The organism is Pseudomonas sp. B20(2017) (assembly GCF_002113125.1).
GTDB lineage: Bacteria > Pseudomonadota > Gammaproteobacteria > Pseudomonadales > Pseudomonadaceae > Aquipseudomonas.
The window spans coordinates 246244-267535 of record NZ_NEJP01000004.1 but is presented as its reverse complement, the minus strand read 5'-3'; the positions used below and the strand labels follow the sequence as shown (position 1 = coordinate 267535).

General features: G+C 59.8%; 20 protein-coding genes. 11 read left to right on the top strand and 9 right to left on the bottom strand.

Going from position 1 to position 21292, the window contains the following annotated elements; translation table 11 throughout:
• Positions 1-144 precede the first annotated feature (144 nt).
• Both typA and thiI read right to left on the bottom strand, forming a co-directional pair.
• Entirely contained in the window at positions 145-1965 is a 1821-nt protein-coding gene (gene typA, locus CAF63_RS08215; protein ID WP_085684038.1) for a translational GTPase TypA, read from the bottom strand.
• A 139-nt stretch (positions 1966-2104) separates the two neighbouring features.
• Entirely contained in the window at positions 2105-3559 is a 1455-nt protein-coding gene (thiI, locus tag CAF63_RS08210) for a tRNA uracil 4-sulfurtransferase ThiI (protein WP_085684040.1), read from the bottom strand.
• A gap of 327 nt (positions 3560-3886) precedes the next feature.
• Here thiI and glnA point away from each other — a divergent pair, with 327 nt between their 5' ends.
• The 5 genes from glnA (at position 3887) to ntrC (ending at position 9457) form a co-directional block, all read left to right on the top strand.
• A complete protein-coding gene (gene glnA, locus CAF63_RS08200; RefSeq protein WP_085684042.1) occupies positions 3887-5293 on the top strand; it encodes a glutamate--ammonia ligase in 1407 nt (468 codons plus the stop codon).
• A 285-nt stretch (positions 5294-5578) separates the two neighbouring features.
• On the top strand, positions 5579-6088 hold the full coding sequence (locus CAF63_RS08195) for a DUF4124 domain-containing protein (protein ID WP_085684044.1): 510 nt from the start codon (positions 5579-5581) through the stop codon (positions 6086-6088).
• A complete protein-coding gene (locus CAF63_RS08190) occupies positions 6085-6708 on the top strand; it encodes a DUF4124 domain-containing protein (RefSeq protein ID WP_085684046.1) in 624 nt (207 codons plus the stop codon). The genes CAF63_RS08195 and CAF63_RS08190 overlap by 4 nt, the downstream gene beginning before the upstream one ends.
• Before the next feature lie 230 nt (positions 6709-6938).
• The gene (glnL, locus tag CAF63_RS08185; RefSeq protein ID WP_085684048.1) at positions 6939-8024 is read left to right on the top strand and encodes a nitrogen regulation protein NR(II); all 1086 of its coding nucleotides are present in this window, start codon (positions 6939-6941) and stop codon (positions 8022-8024) included.
• A complete protein-coding gene (ntrC, locus tag CAF63_RS08180; RefSeq protein WP_007952518.1) occupies positions 8021-9457 on the top strand; it encodes a nitrogen regulation protein NR(I) in 1437 nt (478 codons plus the stop codon). Before glnL ends, ntrC begins: the two co-directional genes overlap by 4 nt.
• A gap of 410 nt (positions 9458-9867) precedes the next feature.
• Here ntrC and CAF63_RS08175 read toward each other — a convergent pair whose 3' ends face one another.
• Complete coding sequence (locus CAF63_RS08175; protein WP_085684050.1) at positions 9868-10308, bottom strand: hypothetical protein; 441 nt, start codon at positions 10306-10308, stop codon at positions 9868-9870.
• Between CAF63_RS08175 and CAF63_RS08170 the strand changes: the two genes are divergently transcribed.
• Positions 10307-10762 (top strand): tRNA (cytidine(34)-2'-O)-methyltransferase, encoded by a 456-nt coding sequence (locus tag CAF63_RS08170; protein WP_065257698.1) that lies wholly within the window; start codon positions 10307-10309, stop codon positions 10760-10762. The two genes, CAF63_RS08175 and CAF63_RS08170, sit on opposite strands and share 2 nt — an antisense overlap.
• Positions 10763-10893: 131 nt before the next feature.
• On the opposite strand, the gene secB is transcribed toward CAF63_RS08170, so the two are convergent.
• The 3 genes from secB to CAF63_RS08155 are packed head-to-tail and all read right to left on the bottom strand — an operon-like array spanning position 10894 to position 12102.
• Complete coding sequence (gene secB, locus CAF63_RS08165; protein WP_007909233.1) at positions 10894-11379, bottom strand: protein-export chaperone SecB; 486 nt, start codon at positions 11377-11379, stop codon at positions 10894-10896.
• A gap of 53 nt (positions 11380-11432) precedes the next feature.
• Entirely contained in the window at positions 11433-11687 is a 255-nt protein-coding gene (grxC, locus tag CAF63_RS08160; protein WP_085684052.1) for a glutaredoxin 3, read from the bottom strand.
• A 1-nt stretch (position 11688) separates the two neighbouring features.
• Positions 11689-12102: a rhodanese-like domain-containing protein gene (locus tag CAF63_RS08155; RefSeq protein WP_007952524.1), complete on the bottom strand. Its 414-nt coding sequence runs from the start codon at positions 12100-12102 to the stop codon at positions 11689-11691.
• Between the two features lie 152 nt (positions 12103-12254).
• Between CAF63_RS08155 and gpmI the strand changes: the two genes are divergently transcribed.
• The 5 genes from gpmI (at position 12255) to CAF63_RS08130 (ending at position 18952) form a co-directional block, all read left to right on the top strand.
• Complete coding sequence (gpmI, locus tag CAF63_RS08150) at positions 12255-13781, top strand: 2,3-bisphosphoglycerate-independent phosphoglycerate mutase (protein WP_085684054.1); 1527 nt, start codon at positions 12255-12257, stop codon at positions 13779-13781.
• A gap of 251 nt (positions 13782-14032) precedes the next feature.
• Positions 14033-15319 carry a murein hydrolase activator EnvC gene (locus tag CAF63_RS08145; protein WP_085684056.1) on the top strand — a complete coding sequence of 429 codons (1287 nt, stop codon included), beginning with the start codon at positions 14033-14035 and terminating at the stop codon, positions 15317-15319.
• Positions 15320-15352: 33 nt separating this feature from the next.
• Positions 15353-16672, top strand: coding sequence for a S41 family peptidase (locus tag CAF63_RS08140; protein WP_085684058.1), 1320 nt, complete (start codon positions 15353-15355; stop codon positions 16670-16672).
• Between the two features lie 2 nt (positions 16673-16674).
• The gene (locus CAF63_RS08135) at positions 16675-17451 is read left to right on the top strand and encodes a divergent polysaccharide deacetylase family protein (RefSeq protein ID WP_085684060.1); all 777 of its coding nucleotides are present in this window, start codon (positions 16675-16677) and stop codon (positions 17449-17451) included.
• 112 nt (positions 17452-17563) lie between these two features.
• On the top strand, positions 17564-18952 hold the full coding sequence (locus CAF63_RS08130; RefSeq protein WP_085684062.1) for a Vps62-related protein: 1389 nt from the start codon (positions 17564-17566) through the stop codon (positions 18950-18952).
• Here CAF63_RS08130 and CAF63_RS08125 read toward each other — a convergent pair.
• From CAF63_RS08125 to hisA, 3 genes are all read right to left on the bottom strand, one after another.
• Positions 18933-19688, bottom strand: a complete 756-nt coding sequence (locus CAF63_RS08125; RefSeq protein ID WP_085684064.1) for an ABC transporter substrate-binding protein — start codon at positions 19686-19688, stop codon at positions 18933-18935. The two genes, CAF63_RS08130 and CAF63_RS08125, sit on opposite strands and share 20 nt — an antisense overlap.
• Positions 19689-19764: 76 nt before the next feature.
• Complete coding sequence (gene hisF / locus CAF63_RS08120) at positions 19765-20535, bottom strand: imidazole glycerol phosphate synthase subunit HisF (protein WP_007897430.1); 771 nt, start codon at positions 20533-20535, stop codon at positions 19765-19767.
• A 9-nt stretch (positions 20536-20544) separates the two neighbouring features.
• Positions 20545-21282, bottom strand: a complete 738-nt coding sequence (hisA, locus tag CAF63_RS08115; RefSeq protein ID WP_003220753.1) for a 1-(5-phosphoribosyl)-5-[(5-phosphoribosylamino)methylideneamino]imidazole-4-carboxamide isomerase — start codon at positions 21280-21282, stop codon at positions 20545-20547.
• Positions 21283-21292 lie beyond the last annotated feature (10 nt).

Sequence of the window (21292 nt, the reverse complement as noted above, 5' to 3'; positions counted from 1 at the left end):
ACACAAACTTTAGGTACGACTCAAAACACTGTGGGAGCGGGCTTACCCGCGATAGCGACGGAACAGACACTGCATAAACCCCATACAAACAAAAACGCCCGCGGTCTCTCGACCGGGGGCGTTTTTTTTAGCCTTGGCTAAATCTTACGCCTTGGCTTTCTTGGCAGCGCGGGTACGCTCGCTTTCGTCCAGGATCTTCTTGCGAAGACGGATGGACTTAGGAGTCACTTCGCACAGCTCGTCTTCCTGGATGTATTCCAGAGCCTGTTCCAGGGTGAAGCGAACAGGTGGGACCAGAGCGATGGTTTCGTCTTTACCCGAAGCACGCATGTTGTCGAGCTTCTTGCCTTTGGTCGGGTTCACACCCAGGTCGTTGTCGCGGGAGTTCTGACCAACGATCTGACCGTTGTAGATCTCCTGGCCGTGTTCTACGAACAGCTTGCCACGAGCCTGCAGGGTTTCCAGGGAGTAGGTCAGTGCCTTGCCGGTTTCAACCGAAACCAGAACGCCGTTCTGACGGCCGGACATGTGGCCCGACTTCACTGGAGCGTAACGGTCGAAGATCGAGGTCAGGATGCCAGCACCGTTGGTCAGGGTCAGGAACTGGTTACGGAAACCGATCAGACCGCGAGCAGGGATGTTGTATTCCAGACGAACACGGCCTTTGCCATCCGGCACCATGTTGCTCAGGTCGCCTTTACGCAGACCCATTTCTTCCATGACCTTGCCCTGGGATTCTTCAGGGATGTCGATGGTTACGTTTTCGAACGGTTCCTGCTTCACGCCGTCAACTTCACGGATGATCACTTCAGGACGGCCCAGGGCCAGCTCGAAGCCTTCGCGACGCATGGTTTCGATCAGTACCGAGAGGTGCAGCTCACCACGGCCGGATACCTTGAACTTGTCAGCCGAGTCGCCTTCTTCAACGCGCAGTGCAACGTTGTACAGCAGCTCTTTGTCCAGACGATCCTTGATGTTACGGGAGGTCACGAACTTGCCTTCTTTACCGCAGAATGGCGAGTCGTTTACCTGGAAGGTCATGGAAACGGTTGGCTCGTCAACGGTCAGAGGCTTCATCGCCTCGACGGTGTTGACGTCGCACAGGGTGTCGGAGATGAACAGCTCGTCGAAACCGCTGATGCAGACGATGTCGCCAGCTGCAGCTTCTTCAACGTCAACGCGGTGCAGACCGTGGTGACCCATCAGCTTCAGGATACGACCGTTGCGGCGCTTGCCGTCGGCGCTGATAGCGACAACCGGAGTGTTCGGCTTGACGCGACCACGAGCAATACGGCCAACACCGATAACACCCAGGAAGCTGTTGTAGTCCAGAGCGGAGATCTGCATCTGGAACGGGCCGTCACGGTCAACAGCCGGAGGCGGAACGTGGTCGACTACCGCCTGGTACAGCGCGGTCATGTCTTCGCCCATTTCGGTGTGGTCCAGACCGGCAATGCCGTTCAGGGCCGAGGCGTAGACGACTTTGAAGTCCAGCTGTTCGTCGGTGGCACCCAGGTTGTCGAACAGGTCGAAGATCTGGTCCAGAACCCAGTCAGGACGCGCGCCCGGACGGTCAACCTTGTTGATTACGACGATTGGCTTCAGACCGGCTTCGAAAGCCTTCTTGGTCACGAAACGGGTTTGTGGCATAGGGCCGTCTTGGGCGTCGACCAGCAGCAGCACGGAGTCAACCATGGACATAACGCGCTCAACTTCGCCGCCGAAGTCGGCGTGGCCCGGGGTGTCCACGATGTTGATGTGGTAGCCGTTCCAGTTGATGGCGGTGTTTTTCGCCAGAATGGTAATGCCGCGCTCTTTTTCCTGGTCGTTGGAGTCCATCACGCGCTCGTCGTTGAGCTCGTTGCGCTCCAGGGTGCCGGATTGACGCAGGAGTTTGTCTACCAGGGTGGTCTTACCATGGTCAACGTGGGCAATGATGGCGATGTTGCGTAGATTTTCGATCACTTGTGTATCTCGATCAGAGGATTCGGTTTGCTGACAAGTCCTGGCAGCGATTAGCAGTAGTGTCCGGCATGGCCGTTACAGCTTGACGGCAGTGTCGGGGGGCCGGTGACGCAGGCCACAGGCAAACAGCCCCGGGCACTTAGCTCGGTCGATAAACGCGCACATTGGCATGCCCCTCACTGAGCAAATGGTGGGCATGCAGGCGACTCATCACGCCTTTGTCGCAATACAGCAGGTACTGGCGAGTAGGGTCCAGTTCCTTGAAACGAGCGTTCACTGCATAGAACGGCATCGTCTGTACCTCTATGCCGGCGAGCTCCAGCGGGTCATCCTCGGCGGCATCCGGGTGACGGATGTCGATGACAATCTGACCGGCCAGCGCTTCGCTGACTTCTTCGATCTGCAAATCCTGGCCCAATTCGTCGATCACCCGATCGATCGGCACCAGTCTGGCGTTTGCGAGCGCACGCTCGAGCACCGCCATGTCGAATTCCTGCTCTTCGTGCTCGACCCGGCCACGCTTGGCGGCGGTCTTCGGGTTGACCGAGATGACGCCGCAGTATTCCGGCATGTGCCGGGCGAAATCACCGGTGCCGATCTGGTCGGCCGTGTCGATGATGTCCTGCTTGTGGGCGACGATCAGCGGCCGCAGCACCAGCTTGTCGGTGACGCAATCGATGACCGACAGGTTCGGCAACGTCTGGCTCGACACCTGGGAAATCGCTTCGCCGGTGACCAGCGCATCGATGTGCAGGCGTTCGGCAATGCTCGACGCTGCGCGCAACATCATACGCTTCAATACGACACCCATATGACTGTCGTCGACCTTGCCGAGAATTTCGCCCAATACTTCTTCGAACGGAACACTGACAAATAGCACGCGTTGCGAGCTGCCGTACTTCTTCCAGATGAAATGCGCGACTTCCATCACGCCCAATTCGTGGGCACGACCGCCCAGATTGAAGAAGCAGAAGTGCGTCATCAGGCCGCGACGAAGGATCTGGTAGGCGGCAACCGTCGAGTCAAAACCGCCGGACATCAGCACCAGCGTCTGCTCCAGCGCACCGAGCGGGTAGCCGCCGATGCCATTGTGCTGGCTGTGGATCACAAACAACCGTTTGTCGCGAACTTCGATACGGACTTCGATTTCCGGCGCTTTCAAGTCGATTCCGGCAGCGCCGCACTCACGGCGCAGCTTGCTGCCGACGTATTTTTCGACGTCCATCGAGCTGAACGCATGCTTGCCCGCACGCTTGCAGCGCACCGAAAAGATCTTCCCGGCCAGCGCATCGCCGTAGTGCTGCTTGCACTTCTCGGTGATGTCGTCGAAGTCGCCCAGCGGGTACTCGTCGATCTGCAGAAAGTGCGCGATGCCCGGCATGCAGGTCAGGCGTTCGCCCATCTCCTTCAGGGCCTTGGGATCGGTGACGCGGGTTTCCAGCTCGAGATTGTCCCACACACCGTTCACCACCACGGCCGGGTCCAGGTCGCGGAGCACGGTGCGGATGTTCTTGGCCAGCTGGCGGATAAATTTCGTCCGGACAGGTCGGCTTTTGATGGTGATCTCGGGGAAGACTTTTACGATTAGTTTCATGAAAACAGCGCGCGCAGGGCCAGCCGAAAAAGGGGGGCGCGGATTATAGCGGAAATTGCTCAAGGTTTAACCAGTTAATGTGCAGAAGGTTTTGCTCGCACCAAAACGGGTCATTTTTCTATTTGAGCGCTACATTAAAGGGCGAGATTTTCGCCTTTAAGGCGCTTTCGACCTTCAGAAGCGTGAATTTGGGGCAAAAAACCCATGCTGGGGCACTGGCATGCAATTTGCTCCCTTGTGAGGCAGGTTGCCTTGGCAGAGTATTCGCGCCGGCATCACCACTATTAAGGGCATCCACTACCCGCCCTAATTCACCCGGAGGACACTATGTCGAAGTCGGTTCAACTCATCAAAGATCATGACGTCAAGTGGATTGATCTGCGCTTCACGGACACCAAAGGCACTCAGCACCACGTGACCATGCCGGCTCGCGATGCGCTGGAAGACGACTTCTTCGAAGTTGGCAAGATGTTCGACGGTTCCTCCATCGCTGGCTGGAAAGGCATCGAAGCCTCCGACATGATCCTGCTGCCGGACGACGAAACCGCCGTTCTGGACCCGTTCACCGAAGAGCCGACCCTGATCCTGGTCTGCGACATCATCGAACCTTCGACCATGCAAGGTTACGATCGCGACCCGCGCGCCATCGCCCGCCGCGCCGAGGAATACCTGAAGACCACCGGTATCGGTGACACCGTATTCGCCGGTCCAGAGCCTGAATTCTTCATCTTCGACGAAGTGAAGTTCAAGTCCGACATCTCCGGTTCGATGTTCAAGATCTACTCCGAGCAAGGCTCGTGGATGTCCGACCAGGACGTGGAAGGCGGCAACAAAGGCCACCGTCCAGGCGTGAAAGGCGGCTACTTCCCGGTTCCGCCGTTCGACCACGACCACGAAATCCGCACCTCCATGTGCAACGCACTGGAAGAAATGGGCCTGACCGTTGAAGTTCACCACCACGAAGTGGCGACTGCCGGCCAGAACGAAATCGGCGTCAAGTTCAACACTCTGGTGAAGAAAGCCGACGAAACCCAGACCCTGAAGTACGTTGTACACAACGTTGCCGACGCTTACGGCCGCACCGCGACCTTCATGCCGAAGCCTCTGTACGGCGACAACGGTTCGGGCATGCACGTTCACATGTCCATCTCCAAAGATGGCAAGAACACCTTCGCAGGTGAAGGTTATGCCGGCCTGTCCGACACCGCCCTGTACTTCATCGGCGGCATCATCAAGCACGGTAAGGCCCTGAACGGCTTCACCAACCCTTCCACCAACTCCTACAAGCGTCTGGTGCCAGGTTTCGAAGCTCCGGTGATGCTGGCCTACTCGGCTCGCAACCGTTCCGCCTCGATCCGTATTCCTTACGTCAACAGCCCTAAAGGCCGTCGTATCGAAGCCCGTTTCCCGGATCCGGCTGCCAACCCGTACCTGGCTTTCGCAGCACTGCTGATGGCCGGTCTGGACGGTATCCAGAACAAGATCCACCCAGGCGATGCTGCCGACAAAAACCTGTACGACCTGCCGCCTGAAGAGGCGAAAGAGATCCCGCAAGTCTGCGGCAGCCTGAAAGAAGCCCTGGAAGAGCTGGACAAGGGCCGTGCGTTCCTGACCAAGGGCGGGGTGTTCTCCGACGACTTCATCGACGCTTACATCGCGCTGAAATCCGAAGAAGAAATCAAGGTCCGCACCTTCGTACACCCACTGGAATATGAGCTGTACTACAGCTGCTGATCCGGTAGCGCCGCGCTACGCGGCGTGACAAAAAGAGGCCTCCTTCGGGAGGCCTTTTTTATTGGCCGGAATTTGTTGACGATGCACCACCCTGTGGGAACGGGCTTGCTCGCGAAAGCGGCGGATCATTGGAGATGATGCTGACTGATACGACGCCTTCGCGAGCAAGCCCGCTCCCACAGGGACTTGTGGTGCTTGAATACATTTCTGGATGTGCAGCAAGTTGGGCCAACCGCCGCGACTGGCCTATGCTGCAACCCATCGTTTTCGTTTTCGGTCGATTTCATGGGTCGCACCCTTCTCTATATTTTGCTGCTGATCGCCCTGCCCGTCGCCGCACAGATCTACAAGTACACCGACGCCAGCGGCAACACGGTGTACAGCGATCATGCGCCGGACGGCGTGCAGGCACAGTCGGTGGAGCTGCCGCCGCTCAACAGCGTCCAGCCTCAGGCACCGAATGCGCCGTCGTCAGATACGGCCACTCGTGAGCCTGCGCGCAATGCTTATGAAGTGCTGGAGCTGACCGGCCTGCCCACCGAGGAAGCCCTGCGCGCCAACAACGGCACCTTCACCGTCAGCGTGCTGATCAAACCGCGCCTGCAACCGCCGCATCAATTGCGTCTGCTGCTGGACGACGCGCCTTATGGCCAACTGAGCAACGTGCCGATCCTGCAACTGGTGAACGTTGACCGGGGCGAACATCGGCTCGCAGTACAGGTGATCAATGGCGAGGCGATCATTCAGCAGAGTCCTGCGGTGGTGGTCACCGTGCAGCGGGTGCACAAGCCATGACGCGAGGATTGATTGCCTTGTGCCTGTTGTTGATCGCGCTCGGCGCGTCCGCCGAGGTGTTCACTTACATCGACGCACAGGGTAATCGCGTTTATACCGATCAACCGCGGGGCAACGCCAAGCGTGTGCCACTGGCCACCAGCAATCGCATGGCCTCGAACCCGACCGGTGCCGCGCCGGTTACACCTTCGAAGAAATCAGCAGAACCGCCGCTGTTCCACTACGACATGCTGCGCGTGCTGATCCCCGAGCCGGACGCGACCATTCGCAGCAGCGCCGGCGAGCTGATCGTCAGCGTCACCAGCGAGCCGGGCCTGCAAAGAGGTCATCTTTATCGCCTGCTGCTGGATGGCAAAGCCGTCGGCGAACCCGGCTTGAGTCCGGTGTTCCCGCTGAACAATATCGATCGCGGCAGCCACAACCTGTCGGTCGAGATCCTCGACGCTCAGGGCCGAACCGTGGAGAAAACCGCCAACCAGCCGTTCCACATGCAACGCATTTCCCTGGCACAGAAACGCCAGGTCAAACCCTGCGTCAGCGCCGACTATGGCGTGCGCCCGGAATGCCCGCTGAAAGACAAACCCGCCGAACCGAAAAATCCTTTCCTACGTTTCTTCTGATGCTGTTCAGCTTTGCGCACTATATTGGTGCAACACACTGCACCGTACTCACATTCCAACCCATTTTGGTTCGAAAGTACCCGCCAGAGCGGTCTGACTGCCACGCAAACGAGCGTCAAACGCCCGTTTCAGGGGTTGAACGCTTCTTTTCGGAGCCTTGGTTTGGTTTTTGCATTTTCCTCGCATCAGCGCTGTATCCCTGCGCGCGCCATGCTCCAAAAGAGGTCCTCATGACCATCAGTGACGCACTGCATCGCTTGCTACTCGACAACCTGACCACCGCCACCATCCTGCTCGACAGCGAATTGCGCCTCGAGTACATGAACCCGGCGGCGGAGATGCTGCTGGCCATCAGCGGTCAGCGTAGCCATGGGCAGTTCATCAGCGAACTGTTCACCGAGTCCACCGAAGCGCTCAACTCGTTGCGCCAGGCGGTGGAGCAGGCGCACCCGTTCACCAAGCGCGAAGCGATGCTCACCGCCCTTACCGGCCAGACCCTGACCGTCGATTACGCGGTGACGCCAATTCTCAGCAATGGCGCGACCCTACTGTTGCTGGAGGTTCACCCTCGCGACCGCTTGCTGCGGATCACCAAGGAAGAGGCGCAGTTGTCGAAGCAGGAAACCAGCAAGATGCTGGTGCGCGGCCTGGCCCACGAGATCAAGAACCCGCTGGGCGGCATCCGCGGTGCCGCGCAGTTGCTGGCCCGGGAGCTGCCGGAAGACAGCCTGCGCGACTATACCAACGTGATTATCGAAGAAGCCGACCGCCTGCGTAATCTGGTCGACCGCATGCTCGGTTCGAACAAACTGCCGTCGCTGGCCCTGTGCAACGTCCACGAAGTGCTGGAGCGCGTCTGCCAACTGGTCGAGGCCGAAAGCCAGGGCTGCATCACCCTGGTGCGCGATTACGACCCGAGCATCCCCGACGTCCTGATCGATCGCGAACAAATGATTCAGGCGGTGCTGAACATTGTGCGCAATGCGATGCAGGCCATCAGCAGCCAGAACGAACTGCGTCTGGGCCGCATCACTTTGCGCTCTCGCACCATGCGCCAATTCACCATTGGCCACGTCCGCCATCGCCTGGTGACCAAAATCGAGATCATCGACAACGGCCCCGGCATTCCGGCGGAACTCCAGGAAACCATCTTCTTTCCCATGGTCAGCGGCCGTCCGGACGGTACCGGACTGGGCCTGGCCATCACCCAGAACATCATCAGCCAGCACCAGGGCCTGATCGAGTGTGACAGCCACCCCGGCCACACCACGTTTTCGATCTTTCTGCCACTGGAACAAGGAGCCACATCGACATGAGCCGTAGTGAAACCGTGTGGATCGTCGATGACGACCGTTCTATCCGTTGGGTTCTGGAAAAAGCCCTGCAACAGGAAGGCATGACCACCCAGAGCTTCGACAGTGCCGATGGCGTGATGAGCCGCCTCGCGCGCCAGCAGCCGGACGTGATCATCTCCGATATCCGCATGCCCGGTGCCAGCGGCCTGGACCTGCTGGCGCGGATCCGCGAGCAGCACCCGCGGCTGCCGGTGATCATCATGACCGCTCACTCCGATCTGGACAGCGCTGTCGCCTCCTATCAGGGCGGCGCGTTCGAGTACCTGCCCAAGCCGTTCGACGTCGACGAAGCGGTGTCGCTGGTCAAGCGCGCCAATCAGCACGCCCAGGAACAACAGGGCCTGGAAGTCGCACCGACCCTGACCCGCACTCCGGAAATCATCGGCGAAGCGCCGGCGATGCAGGAAGTGTTTCGCGCTATCGGGCGCTTGAGCCATTCCAACATCACCGTGCTGATCAACGGCGAATCTGGCACCGGTAAAGAACTGGTGGCTCACGCCCTGCACCGCCACAGCCCAAGAGCGGCCTCGCCGTTCATCGCGCTGAACATGGCGGCGATCCCGAAAGACCTGATGGAATCCGAGCTGTTCGGCCACGAGAAAGGCGCCTTCACCGGCGCGGCCAACCTGCGTCGCGGGCGTTTCGAACAAGCCGACGGCGGCACGCTGTTCCTCGATGAAATCGGCGACATGCCGGCAGACACCCAGACCCGACTGCTGCGGGTGCTGGCCGATGGCGAGTTCTATCGCGTTGGCGGGCATGTGCCGGTCAAGGTCGATGTACGGATCATCGCGGCGACCCACCAGAATCTGGAAACCCTGGTTCACGCCGGGAAATTCCGTGAGGACTTGTTCCACCGCCTCAACGTGATCCGCATCCATATCCCGCGCTTGTCGGACCGTCGCGAAGACATCCCGACCCTGGCCAAGCACTTCCTCAGCCGCGCCGCACAAGAACTGGCGGTGGAGCCGAAGCTGCTGAAAAGCGAGACCGAGGAATACCTGAAAAACCTGCCATGGCCGGGCAACGTGCGCCAGCTGGAAAACACCTGCCGCTGGATCACCGTGATGGCGTCCGGGCGCGAGGTGCACATCAGCGACCTGCCGCCGGAACTGCTGAGCCTGCCACAGGACTCGGCGCCGGTGACCAACTGGGAACAGGCGCTGCGCCAGTGGGCCGATCAGGCCCTGGCACGCGGTCAGTCGAGCCTGCTCGACAGCGCGGTGCCGGCGTTCGAGCGGATCATGATCGAGACCGCCTTGAAGCACACCGCCGGACGTCGTCGCGACGCTGCCGTACTGCTGGGATGGGGCCGGAACACCTTGACTCGCAAGATCAAGGAACTCGGCATGAAGGTCGATGGCGGGGATGACGACGAGGGCGATGAGGGCTGAAATTCAGCGCAAACCTGCACCGCCGCAAGGCACCGTGACCCTTAATCGGGCACGGCCATTGACTCGGGTTTGCACTGTAAACCGCTGAAAAACCCACCCTGTGAAAAGACGAAGGCCCCGTATTACGGGGCCTTCGTCATTGTGCCGGGCTTTTTTGTTTCAAAACGAGAAAACCTGGCACGCCCCCTGCAATAACTCCAACAGGTGATTCGATTCACCCACCCTTTCGGGGGCCTTGGTACAGGCAGGCCGGGGATTCCCCTCTTTACACCGGACTCGATGAGTCCACCCTTTTGGGGCCCTTGATACAGGCAGGTCAGGGGTTCCTTCTTTACACCGGCTCAGAACGCAATGCGATGAGCCCGCCCGTTTCGGGAACCTTGGTACAGGCAGGCCGGGGATTCCCTCTTTTATTGCTCCCGGAGATGGATCTCCAGCCGCCAGCGGTCATCGACCGCCTGGCCGGCCCAGTCGCCCTGCAGCGGCCGCGCCGCCACCAGCGTCAGCAACAATCCCCCGTCACTCAACCGCGTCCGCCAGTTCACGTCCTTGCCGTTGAACTTGAGCTGGCCTTTCTGCGCGTTGCCTTCGGCTTCGAACAACAACGCGATGCTGCCATCGACGATCTCGCCGTGCAGCTTCGGCTCGTTGTTGAACCAGACTGCCAGACCGCCATCGATCACCTCGACCTGCTGCAAAACGCTTGGATCAGGCGTGGTCAAACGGCCGATCATCATCCCGACCATCACACCGACGATCGCCAGCGATGCCATCACCCGCGGGAATAGTTTCGAACGCGGATCCGCTTGCGGCGTAGAATGCGCGTCATCTTTACCTTCGGAGCCGTGCATGTTTCACGTCATCCTTTTTCAACCGGAAATTCCGCCGAACACCGGCAACGTTATCAGGCTGTGCGCCAACAGCGGCTGCCACCTGCATTTGATCGAACCGCTGGGCTTCGAGATGGACGACAAGCGCCTGCGCCGCGCCGGTCTCGACTACCACGAGTATGCCACTTTGCAGCGCCACGCCGACCTCGCCAGCTGCCTGGAAAGCCTCGGCCACCCACGGCTGTTCGCCTTCACCACCAAGGGTTCGCGGCCGTTTCACGATGCCGCGTTCGTCCCGGGCGATGCGTTCATCTTCGGCCCGGAAAGCCGTGGCCTGCCGCCGGAAGTGCTCGACGCCCTGCCCGGCGAACAGCGCCTGCGCCTGCCGATGCGAGAAGGCTGCCGCAGCCTGAACCTGTCGAACACCGTGGCAGTGGCCGTGTACGAAGCGTGGCGGCAGAACGGCTTCAAATAGCACCGCATAACAAATGTGGGAGCGGGCTTGCTCGCGAAGGGGCCGCATCAGATGACATTTATGCCACCTGACACACCGCTTTCGCGAGCAAGCCCGCTCCCACATTGGACTTGCGTCAACGCTCAGATCATTTACTGAACGGTCGGGGTCTCGCCGGATTCCTGCATGCGCTGCAGCTCTTGCGCGTACAGGGCGTCGAAGTTCACCGGTGCCAGCATCAGGGCCGGGAACGAACCGCGGGTCACCAGGCTGTCCAGGGTTTCGCGAGCGTAAGGGAACAGGATGTTCGGGCAGAACGCACCCAGGGTGTGGCTCATCGAAGCCGCGTCCAGGTTCTTGATCAGGAAGATACCGGCCTGTTGCACTTCAGCGATGAAGGCCACTTCTTCACCGTTTTTCACGGTGACGGACAGGGTCAGCACGACTTCGTAGAAATCACCTTCCAGGGCTTTCTGGCGAGTGTTCAGATCCAGAGCGACCGCCGGATCCCACTGCTGACGGAAGATCGCCGGGCTTTTCGGGGCTTCGAAGGACAGGTCGCGTACGTAGATGCGCTGCAAGGAGAATTGCGGTGCGGTTTCTTCTTCGCTGGCTGCAGTGTTCTGTTGGTCAGTCATCTCAGATCCTTTCTGATCTTGGGTCTTTTAGGGTTCTTTACGTGTGCAGCAGGTCAGGCCTTGAGCAGCGCGTCGAGCTTGCCGGCGCGCTCCAGGGCAAACAAATCATCACAACCGCCGATGTGCTTTTCGCCGATCCAGATCTGCGGCACGGACGTACGTCCGGCCTTCTGGGCCATGGCGGCGCGCACCTGCGGCTTGCCATCGACCTTGATCTCTTCGAAGGCCACGCCTTTGTTCGCGAGCAGGTACTTGGCGCGCGAGCAGTAAGGGCAGTAATCGCTGGAGTAGACGATGACGTCGCTCATATCACTTCACCAACGGCAGGTTGTCGCCTTTCCAGCTGGAAATCCCGCCGGACAGCTTGGCGGCGGTGAAGCCGGCCTTCATCAGCTCGCGGGCGTGGGTCCCGGCAGTCTGGCCCAGGGCGTCGACCAGAATGATGGTCTTGGCCTTGTGTTTTTCCAGCTCGCCGATACGGGCGGCCAGTTTGTCCTGGGGAATGTTCACCGCGCCAACGATGTGACCGGCGGCGTAGTCCTTGCTCGGACGGATGTCCACCACCACGCCGGCTTCCTTGTTGACCAGTGCGGTCAGCTCGCCCGTGCTCAGGCTTTTACCGCCGCCCTGCACCGTATGCGCCAGCAGCAAAGCCAGCAGTACGACGAAGATACCGACAAGAATGTAGTGGTTAGTGGCAAATTCAATCAGGTGAGCAACCATCGAAGGAGGTTCCAGGGCGTTAAAATGTCGGCCAGTATACACAGCCACTATGGTCGGCCAAACCCCGTCCGGCGGTGACGCCGCCGGAACTTCGCTTTAAACTCCAACTCCCTTTTCCATCGCCCTCTTCTTATTAGCCACGAGTGGATTCCATGACTACCACGCCTAAACCTTTGGTCCTGATGATTCTCGACGGCTTCGGTCACAGCGACAGCCCCGAATCCAACGCCGTTTATGCGGCCAAGAAGCCTGTTCTGGATCGCCTGTGGGCTACCGTGCCGAACGGCTTGATCTCGGGCAGCGGCATGGACGTCGGTCTGCCGGACGGCCAGATGGGCAACTCCGAAGTCGGCCACATGAACCTCGGCGCCGGCCGCGTGGTGTATCAGGACTTCACGCGCGTGACCAAAGCGATCCGCGACGGCGAGTTCTTCGAGAACCCGACCATCTGCGCCGCCGTGGACAAAGCCGTGGCCGCTGGCAAGGCCGTGCATTTCATGGGCCTGCTGTCGGATGGCGGCGTTCACAGCCACCAGGATCACCTGATCGCCATGGCCGAACTGGCCTTCAAGCGCGGCGCCGAAAAAATCTACCTGCACGCTTTCCTCGACGGCCGTGACACCCCGCCAAAAAGCGCCGCTTCGTCGATCGAACTGCTCGACGCGACTTTCCAGGCCCTCGGCAAAGGCCGCATCGCCAGCCTGATCGGCCGCTACTACGCCATGGATCGCGACAATCGTTGGGACCGCGTGTCCCAAGCCTACAACCTGATCGTTGATGGCAACGGCGAATTCAACGCCGCCACTGCCCAGGAAGGTCTGGAAGCCGCTTACGCCCGTGGCGAGAGCGACGAATTCGTCAAAGCCACCAGCATCGGTGAGCCGGTAAAAGTCGAAGACGGCGACGCCGTGGTGTTCATGAACTTCCGCGCCGACCGCGCCCGCGAGCTGAGCCGCGTGTTTGTTGAAGACGGTTTCAAGGAATTCGAGCGCGCACGCCAGCCAAAAGTGCAGTACGTGGGCCTGACCCAATACGCCGCCAGCATCCCGGCCCCCGCAGCCTTTGCCCCGGGCAGCCTGGAAAACGTGCTCGGCGACTACTTGGCGAAAAACGGCAAGACCCAGTTGCGAATCGCCGAAACAGAGAAATACGCCCACGTGACCTTCTTCTTCTCCGGCGGTCGTGAAGAACCGTTCCCGGGCGAAGAACGCATCCTGATCCCGTCGCCGAAAGTCGCCACCTATGACTTGCAGCCGGAAATGAGCGCGCCGGAAGTCACCGACCGCATCGTCGAGGCCATCGAGAATCAGCGCTACGACGTGATTGTGGTCAACTACGCCAACGGCGACATGGTCGGCCATAGCGGCGTGTTCGAAGCCGCAGTGAAAGCCGTGGAATGCCTGGACACCTGCGTAGGTCGCATCGTCGAAGCCCTGGAAAAAGTCGGCGGCGAAGCGCTGATCACCGCCGACCACGGCAACGTCGAGCAGATGGCCGACGAGTCCACCGGGCAAGCGCACACTGCGCACACCACCGAGCCGGTGCCGTTCATTTATGTCGGCAAGCGCGACCTGAAAGTCCGCGAAGGCGGCGTGCTGGCGGACGTGGCGCCGACCATGCTGAAACTGCTGGGCCTGGAAAAACCGGCGGAAATGACTGGCACTTCGATTCTGGTGTAATCCGCCCGCAAAAACACCTCAAACCCTGTGGGAGCGAGCTTGCTCGCGATAGCAATCTGACAGCCAACAACTATGTTGAATGTTCAGACGCCATCGCGGGCAAGCCCGCTCCCACATTGGTTTGTGGGGTTTTCAAAGAGGATTTCACTCTGTCCGGCACCCCAGTTATCACACAGTCCCAATTGGGCGTTTTTTTTGCCGCGTCGGGCGGGCATACTAGGCCGTCCCTTACCCTGGTGCCGCCCGCCTCTATGCTTCGCGTCCTGATCGCCCTCGCTCTGACATGCCTGCTCCAACCGGCCTTCGCGGATGAGCGCGCGCAAACCCAACAGCAACTGGACGCCACGCGCCAGGACATCGCCGAGCTGAAAAAACTGCTGGGCAAGCTCCAGGAAGAAAAATCCGGCGTGCAAAAGGAGCTCAAGGGCACCGAAACCGAGATGGGCAAGCTCGAGAAACAGGTCGAAGCCCTGCAGAAAGAGCTGAAGAAGAGCGAATCCGAGCTGCAGCGGCTCGATGCGGAGAAAAAAAAACTCCAGAGCGCGCGCACTGAACAGCAGCGACTGATCGCCATCCAGGCCCGCGCCGCCTACCAGAATGGTCGCCAGGAATACCTCAAGCTGCTGCTCAACCAGCAGAATCCCGAGAAATTCGCCCGCACGCTCACCTATTACGACTACCTGAGCCAGGCTCGCCTGGAGCAGTTGAAGAGCTTCAACGAAACCCTGCGCCAACTGGCCAATGTCGAAAAGGACATCGGCCTGCAGCAGGCGCAATTGCTGGTGCAGCAAAGCGATCTCGACACTCGGCGCGAAGCGCTCGACAAGGTCCGCAAGGAGCGCCAGCAGGCCCTTGCCAAACTGAACGACGACGTGAAGGCCCGGGACCAGAAGCTCGCCGCCCGCGAGCAGGATCAGGCAGACCTGTCTAAAGTCCTTAAAACCATTGAAGAAACCCTGGCCCGCCAGGCTCGTGAGGCAGAAGAAGCGCGGCAGAAAGCGCTCATTGCCCAGCAGGAAGTCGAAAAAAAGCGCTTGCGTGAGGCCGAGGCGGAAAACTCCGACGCCCCACGCAAACCGGTCAGATCGACGCCCGGCGCCCTGGTATCCAGCGGCGGCGAGACCTTCGGTGGCCCTTTTGCGTCAAGTCGGGGAAAACTTCCATGGCCGGTTGATGGTCGACTACTGGCACGCTTCGGCGAAACCCGTGGCGACGATGCCCGCACCAAGTGGGACGGCGTCATGATCAGCGCCTCTGCCGGCAGCCAGGTGCATGCCGTACACGGTGGGCGCGTGGTGTTTGCAGACTGGCTACGCGGTGCAGGACTACTGGTGATCCTTGACCACGGCAACGGTTTTCTGAGTCTTTACGGCCACAATCAGACGCTGCTCAAATCGGCGGGTGACGTGGTTAAAGCCGGTGAGTCCATCTCCACTGTCGGCAACAGTGGCGGCCAGGACACTCCAGCGCTGTATTTCGCAATTCGTCAGCAGGGTCACCCGAGTGATCCGGCGCAATGGTGCCGCGCGCAAGGATAGGCGTGAGTTACCTACATTAGGAGTTCGTTCGACATGCTGCATTTGTCCCGTCTTAGCTCGCTGGCCCTGACGATCGCCCTGGTGATCGGTGCGCCTCTGGCGTTCGCCGCTCAACCGGCTCCGGCCGTTGCTCCGGCAGGTACTGCCGCGACCAGCAAAGCCCCGTTGCCGCTGGAAGAGTTGCGCACCTTCGCCGAGGTCATGGACCGGATCAAGGCCGCGTATGTCGAGCCGGTGGACGACAAGACCCTGCTGGAAAACGCGATCAAGGGCATGCTCAGCAACCTCGATCCGCACTCTGCCTACCTCGGCCCGGAAGATTTCACCGAGCTGCAGGAAAGCACCAGCGGTGAGTTCGGCGGTCTGGGCATCGAAGTCGGCTCGGAAGACGGCTTCATCAAGGTCGTTTCGCCAATCGACGACACCCCGGCGTCGAAGGCCGGCATTCAGGCCGGTGACTTCATCGTCAAGATCAACGGCCAGCCGACCCGCGGCCAGAGCATGACCGAAGCCGTGGACAAGATGCGTGGCAAGATCGGCCAGAAAATCACCCTGACCCTGGTGCGCGACGGCGGCACGCCATTCGACGTAACCCTGGCCCGCGCGGTAATCCAGGTGAAGAGCGTCAAGGCGCAACTGCTGGAATCAGGTTATGGTCTGATCCGCATCACCCAGTTCCAGGTCAAGACCGGCGAAGAGGTCTCCAAGGCCCTGGCCAAGCTGCGCAAGGACAACGGCAAGAAGCTCAAAGGCATCATCCTCGACCTGCGCAATAACCCGGGTGGCGTGCTGCAAGCGGCGGTGGAAGTGGTCGACCACTTCATCACCAAAGGCCTGATCGTCTACACCAAGGGCCGGATCGCCAACTCCGAATTGCGCTTCAATGCAACCGGCAAGGACGAGAGCGAAGCGGTGCCGATGGTGGTGCTGATCAACGGTGGCAGTGCCTCGGCCTCGGAAATCGTTGCCGGCGCCCTGCAGGATCAGAAACGCGCCGTGGTCATGGGCACCACCAGCTTCGGCAAGGGCTCGGTGCAGACCGTGCTGCCGCTGAACAATGACCGCGCGCTGAAGATCACCACTGCACTGTACTTCACCCCGAACGGTCGCTCGATCCAGGCCCAGGGCATCGTCCCGGACATCGAAGTACGCCGCGCCAAGATCACCAATGAGGCGGACGGCGATTACTTCAAGGAAGCTGATCTGCAAGGCCACCTGGGCAACGGCAACGGCGGCGCGGACAAGCCCACCGGTTCTGGCGGCAAGGCCAAGGCGATGCCGCAGGATGACGATTACCAGCTGGCCCAGGCCCTGAGCCTGCTCAAAGGCCTGAGCATCACGTCCGGCCGTTGAGGATGTCTTTGCGTTTCCTCTTCGTCCTGCTGTGCTGTCTGGCGGGTGCTGCTCACGCAGAACCTGCCAGACCAACTCCTCAAAAAGCCTACCTGACGCTGATCATCGACGACCTGGGGCAGAACTTGCCCCGGGATCGCCGCGTGCTCGCCCTGCCCGGGCCAGTCACTACGGCAATCATGCCCGACACCCCGCACGCCACCGAATTTGCCCGCGAAGCCCATCGCGCCGGCAAGATCGTGATCTTGCACATGCCGATGGACCCGGCCACCGGCCCGTTCGCCTGGCATCCCGAACTGCCCATCGAAGAACTCGAGAAACGCCTGAACGCTGCGTTCAAAATGGTCCCCTACACCGCCGGCATCAACAACCACATGGGCAGTCGCATGACCGCACAACCCGTGGCGATGGCGTGGCTGATGGGTGAATTGCAACGCCGCCACAAGTTCTTCGTCGACAGTCGCACCAGCGCCCAGACGGTCGCTGCGCAACAGGCGCAGAAAATCGATCTTGCGAGCGTTTCGCGGGATGTATTTCTCGATGACGAACGTACCGAGGCGGCGATTTTCACTCAGCTACAGACCGCAATCAGCCTGGCCCGCAAGCAGGGCTCGGCGGTGATGATCGGCCATCCTTATCCACAGACCCTGGCCGTGCTGGAGCGGGAATTGCCGAAATTGAAAGCTCAAGGCATCGAGTGGATCGACATCAAGCAGATGATCAGTGTGCGCAGCAATCGCGCTACGGCCGCCCATGGCAAAGACGGCGTCTACCGATAAATACCGAGAACGACTGTACATAGTTACCACCTGGCCTCCTTTCCGGTTTTAGATAGTCAGCCCTGCGACAGAACGCGGCCCACTGGCAGCACTTCTCTATCAGGACTGACTTATGAAAACTCAAGAAAAAACATCCCAGCCAATCGAGCGGATGGAGCCCATCAAACTCGACAACCTGCTGATCAGCTTTACCACGGAGTTTCATCGAATCTGGGAAACCAGAGGCTCACGCTCAAGCCCTGCCGGATTCTGGCGCCCTACGCCTGCGCCCGATGCATTACCTGGATACTTCCCGCTGGGCGATATCGCGATTCATAGCAGTGCCGATATCAACGGCGAGATCGTTGCGGCCGTTGTCTGCGAAAGCGACTCAGAAGGCATCGAGTCCTCTCGTGGCAAAGCCCTGATGCGGCCCGATGACTTTGAGCTTGTCTGGAAACATTCCGGCTCATCTATTTCGACCCGTACATCGATATGGCGCCCGATAGCTCCCGTCGGCTACGTGGCGCTGGGTCTGGTCTGCTCCAATGACCACAGCAAACCTTCGTCCAACGTCGTACGTTGCATCCGTGAGGATCTGGTCATTGCAGCCAGAGTTGGCGATTCGATCTGGAATGACAAGGGGAGCGGTGCTACGCAAAACTTCAGCGCCTGGAGCATCGAACCGCCGACGGCCGAGCCAGGTGAGATCTACTTCGCTGCAGGAACCTTCATCGGCGTCCAGAGCCACACTAAACCGTCGACTCACATTGCTGCGTATGCCTTACGGATGCAGATCCCTGTTCGGACCGACTCTGCGCCTGCAGCGCCCGTGCTCAACCAACACTCTGTACCTTCGGACGCAGGAACAGCAATGACCACTCAGACTGTTCGACTTCCGTGGTTCGCTGTCAGGGATTACACAACCGCCGGAGAACAATTTCTCAAATCCCCGTTTTACCTAATGAAACGAACAGATCAGTATCTGCTCATCGGGTTCGACCACAACGACACCGACAAACGCAAGACGTTGAAATGGTCGGCACCTCGAGCGCAAAACGCGACGGCAATGCAAATATTCAACCGCCTGACTTCCATCGAAATCGAAAAGGCCTGGCCTGTCACAGCACTCAGCGATGTCCGTGCCACGCGGTTTTCCGCGCGTTTGCACAAACAGTTCACTCACACTGAGGAATTGGCCAGCGGATGGGAGGAGTCACGCCCACCGATAGTCTTCACCATCGCGGCGAAAAAAACATCCGTAGCGGTTTTCCAGCTGCACAGTTACTACGAGCTGACACGAGCTGACGGCACGCCAGTAGCGACAATTTTCGGTTACAGCGATGACTCAAGTATTTACCTGACCGAATATCCGACCCAGGCAGATGAGCAAAGCATCCTTTGCCCTTCGGCGGTGTCAGGCTCGACAAAGGCTGAAGTTTTCCTGAAAAAGAATGATGAGGTCACTCTTCCCCCTCAACCAATGGAAGTCATCCAGACAGCTACAGATACCGCCCCATGATCTCGTCGACCACGCCGTCCTTGCGCATCTGATCCAGTGCTGCCTGCAACTTGGCGACCGCCTCATCGGACACGTCCTTGTTCAAGGCCAGATAGAGCTCTGCACTGTTGAAGCGCAGCACTGTTTTCAATCCGGTCACGCCATCCTGTCGCGCCAGATAACGGCCGGCAGGATCGCCGGTGGCCCAGAGGTCGATCTGGCCACTGACAAGTTTCTTGGCGTTATCCTGATCGCGCAGCACCACCACCGGCTTCAGCCCCTGTTTTGTCAAAGTCTCGGCAATCGCATCGCCCTTGTAGGCGCCGATCTTGTACCTGCGCGCGTCATTGAGGGTTTCGAGGGTGATCTTGCTGTCGGCCTTGGCCAGCATGACCCAGTCGTCCGGGCCGATCGGGCCGACCCACTTGAAGAGCTTTTCGCGATCCGGCAGCCGCGCCATGACAAACGCACCGTAACCGGGATTCTCCAGCGCCAGCTTGTAGACCCGTTCCCAAGGGAAGCGCAGGGTCAGGCTGTAAGTGATACCGGCACGCTTGAACATCTCGCGCACGATGTCCGTGGCGATGCCGTTGATGTTTTCATCCTGGGCGAAATTCTTGCCGTTCTTCGCCATGTTGTACGGCGGGAAGTTTTCGGTGAGGAGCACCAGATCGGTGTCGGGACTTTCTTCGGCGTGACCGGTGTTGATCAACAACACGGAGGCACTGGCGAGGGCAAGAAGCAGGCGTTTGATCATGTCGGGCTACCGAAATCCATGGCGTGCCCAAGAGTGCCTTGGGTACGCCATGCTGTCCACTGGCCTGTATGGTTGTTTAACGCATTACGATGCCGCGGTGAGCCATGTAAGCCTTGGCTTCCTGAACCGTGTATTCGCCGAAGTGGAAAATACTCGCTGCCAGTACTGCGCTGGCGTGGCCTTCAAGGATGCCGTCAGCCAGATGTTGCAGGTTGCCGACGCCGCCGGAAGCGATTACCGGAATGCCCAGCGCATCGCTGATGGCGCGGGTCACGCCGAGGTCGAAGCCGTTTTTCATGCCGTCCTGATCCATGCTGGTCAGGAGGATTTCACCGGCACCCAGGCCTTCCATTTTCTTCGCCCACTCGACCGCGTCGAGGCCGGTCGGTTTGCGCCCGCCGTGGGTGAAGATCTCCCAGCGCGGGGTTTCGCCCGGGCCCGAAACCTTCTTCGCGTCGATGGCAACAACAATGCATTGCGAGCCGAAATGCTGCGCCGCTTCGCCGACAAATTCCGGGTTGAACACGGCAGCGGTGTTGATCGACACCTTGTCCGCACCGGCGTTGAGTAGATTGCGAATGTCCTGCACGGTCCGCACGCCACCGCCAACGGTCAGCGGGATGAACACCTGGCTGGCCATGCGCTCGACGGTGTGCAGCGTGGTGTCACGGCCATCGACGCTGGCGGTGATGTCGAGAAAGGTTATCTCGTCGGCACCCTGCTCGTCGTAGCGACGTGCGATTTCCACCGGGTCGCCGGCGTCACGGATGTTCTCGAACTTCACACCTTTGACGACCCGGCCGTTGTCCACGTCCAGGCAAGGGATGATGCGTTTGGCCAGCGCCATGGTCAGTCCTCAGCCTTGGTACGAATCGCAGAAAGCTTGCGCTTCGGCGACGTCGAGAGTGCCTTCGTAGATCGCCCGGCCGGTGATTGCGCCGATGATGCCCGGTGCCTTGGCGTCGAGCAGCGACTTGATGTCACCCAGGTTGTGAATACCGCCGGAAGCGATCACCGGAATCTTGGTGGCAGCAGCCAGCGCAGCGGTGAACGGTACGTTGCAGCCCTGCATCATGCCGTCTTTGGCGATGTCGGTATAAACGATCGAGGACACGCCGTCGGCTTCGAACTGCTTGGCCAGGTCGATGACCTGTACGGTGCTGATTTCAGCCCAGCCATCGGTGGCGACAAAACCGTCTTTGGCATCGAGGCCGACGATGATCTTGCCCGGGAACGCGCGGCAGGCTTCAGCGACAAACGCCGGATCCTTCACCGCTTTGGTGCCGATGATCACGTAGCTGACGCCCGCCTTGACGTAGTGCTCGATGGTTTCCAGCGAACGGATGCCGCCGCCGATCTGGATCGGCAGGGTCGGGTAGCGCTTGGCGATCGCGGTCACCACTTCGCCGTTGACCGGCTGGCCTTCGAAAGCGCCGTTCAGGTCGACCAGATGCAGACGGCGGCAACCGCCCTCCACCCACTTGGCAGCCATGCTCACCGGGTCATCGGAGAACACTGTGGAATCTTCCATGCGGCCCTGGCGCAGACGTACGCAGGCACCGTCTTTAAGATCGATAGCAGGAATAATCAGCATCTGGCAAACC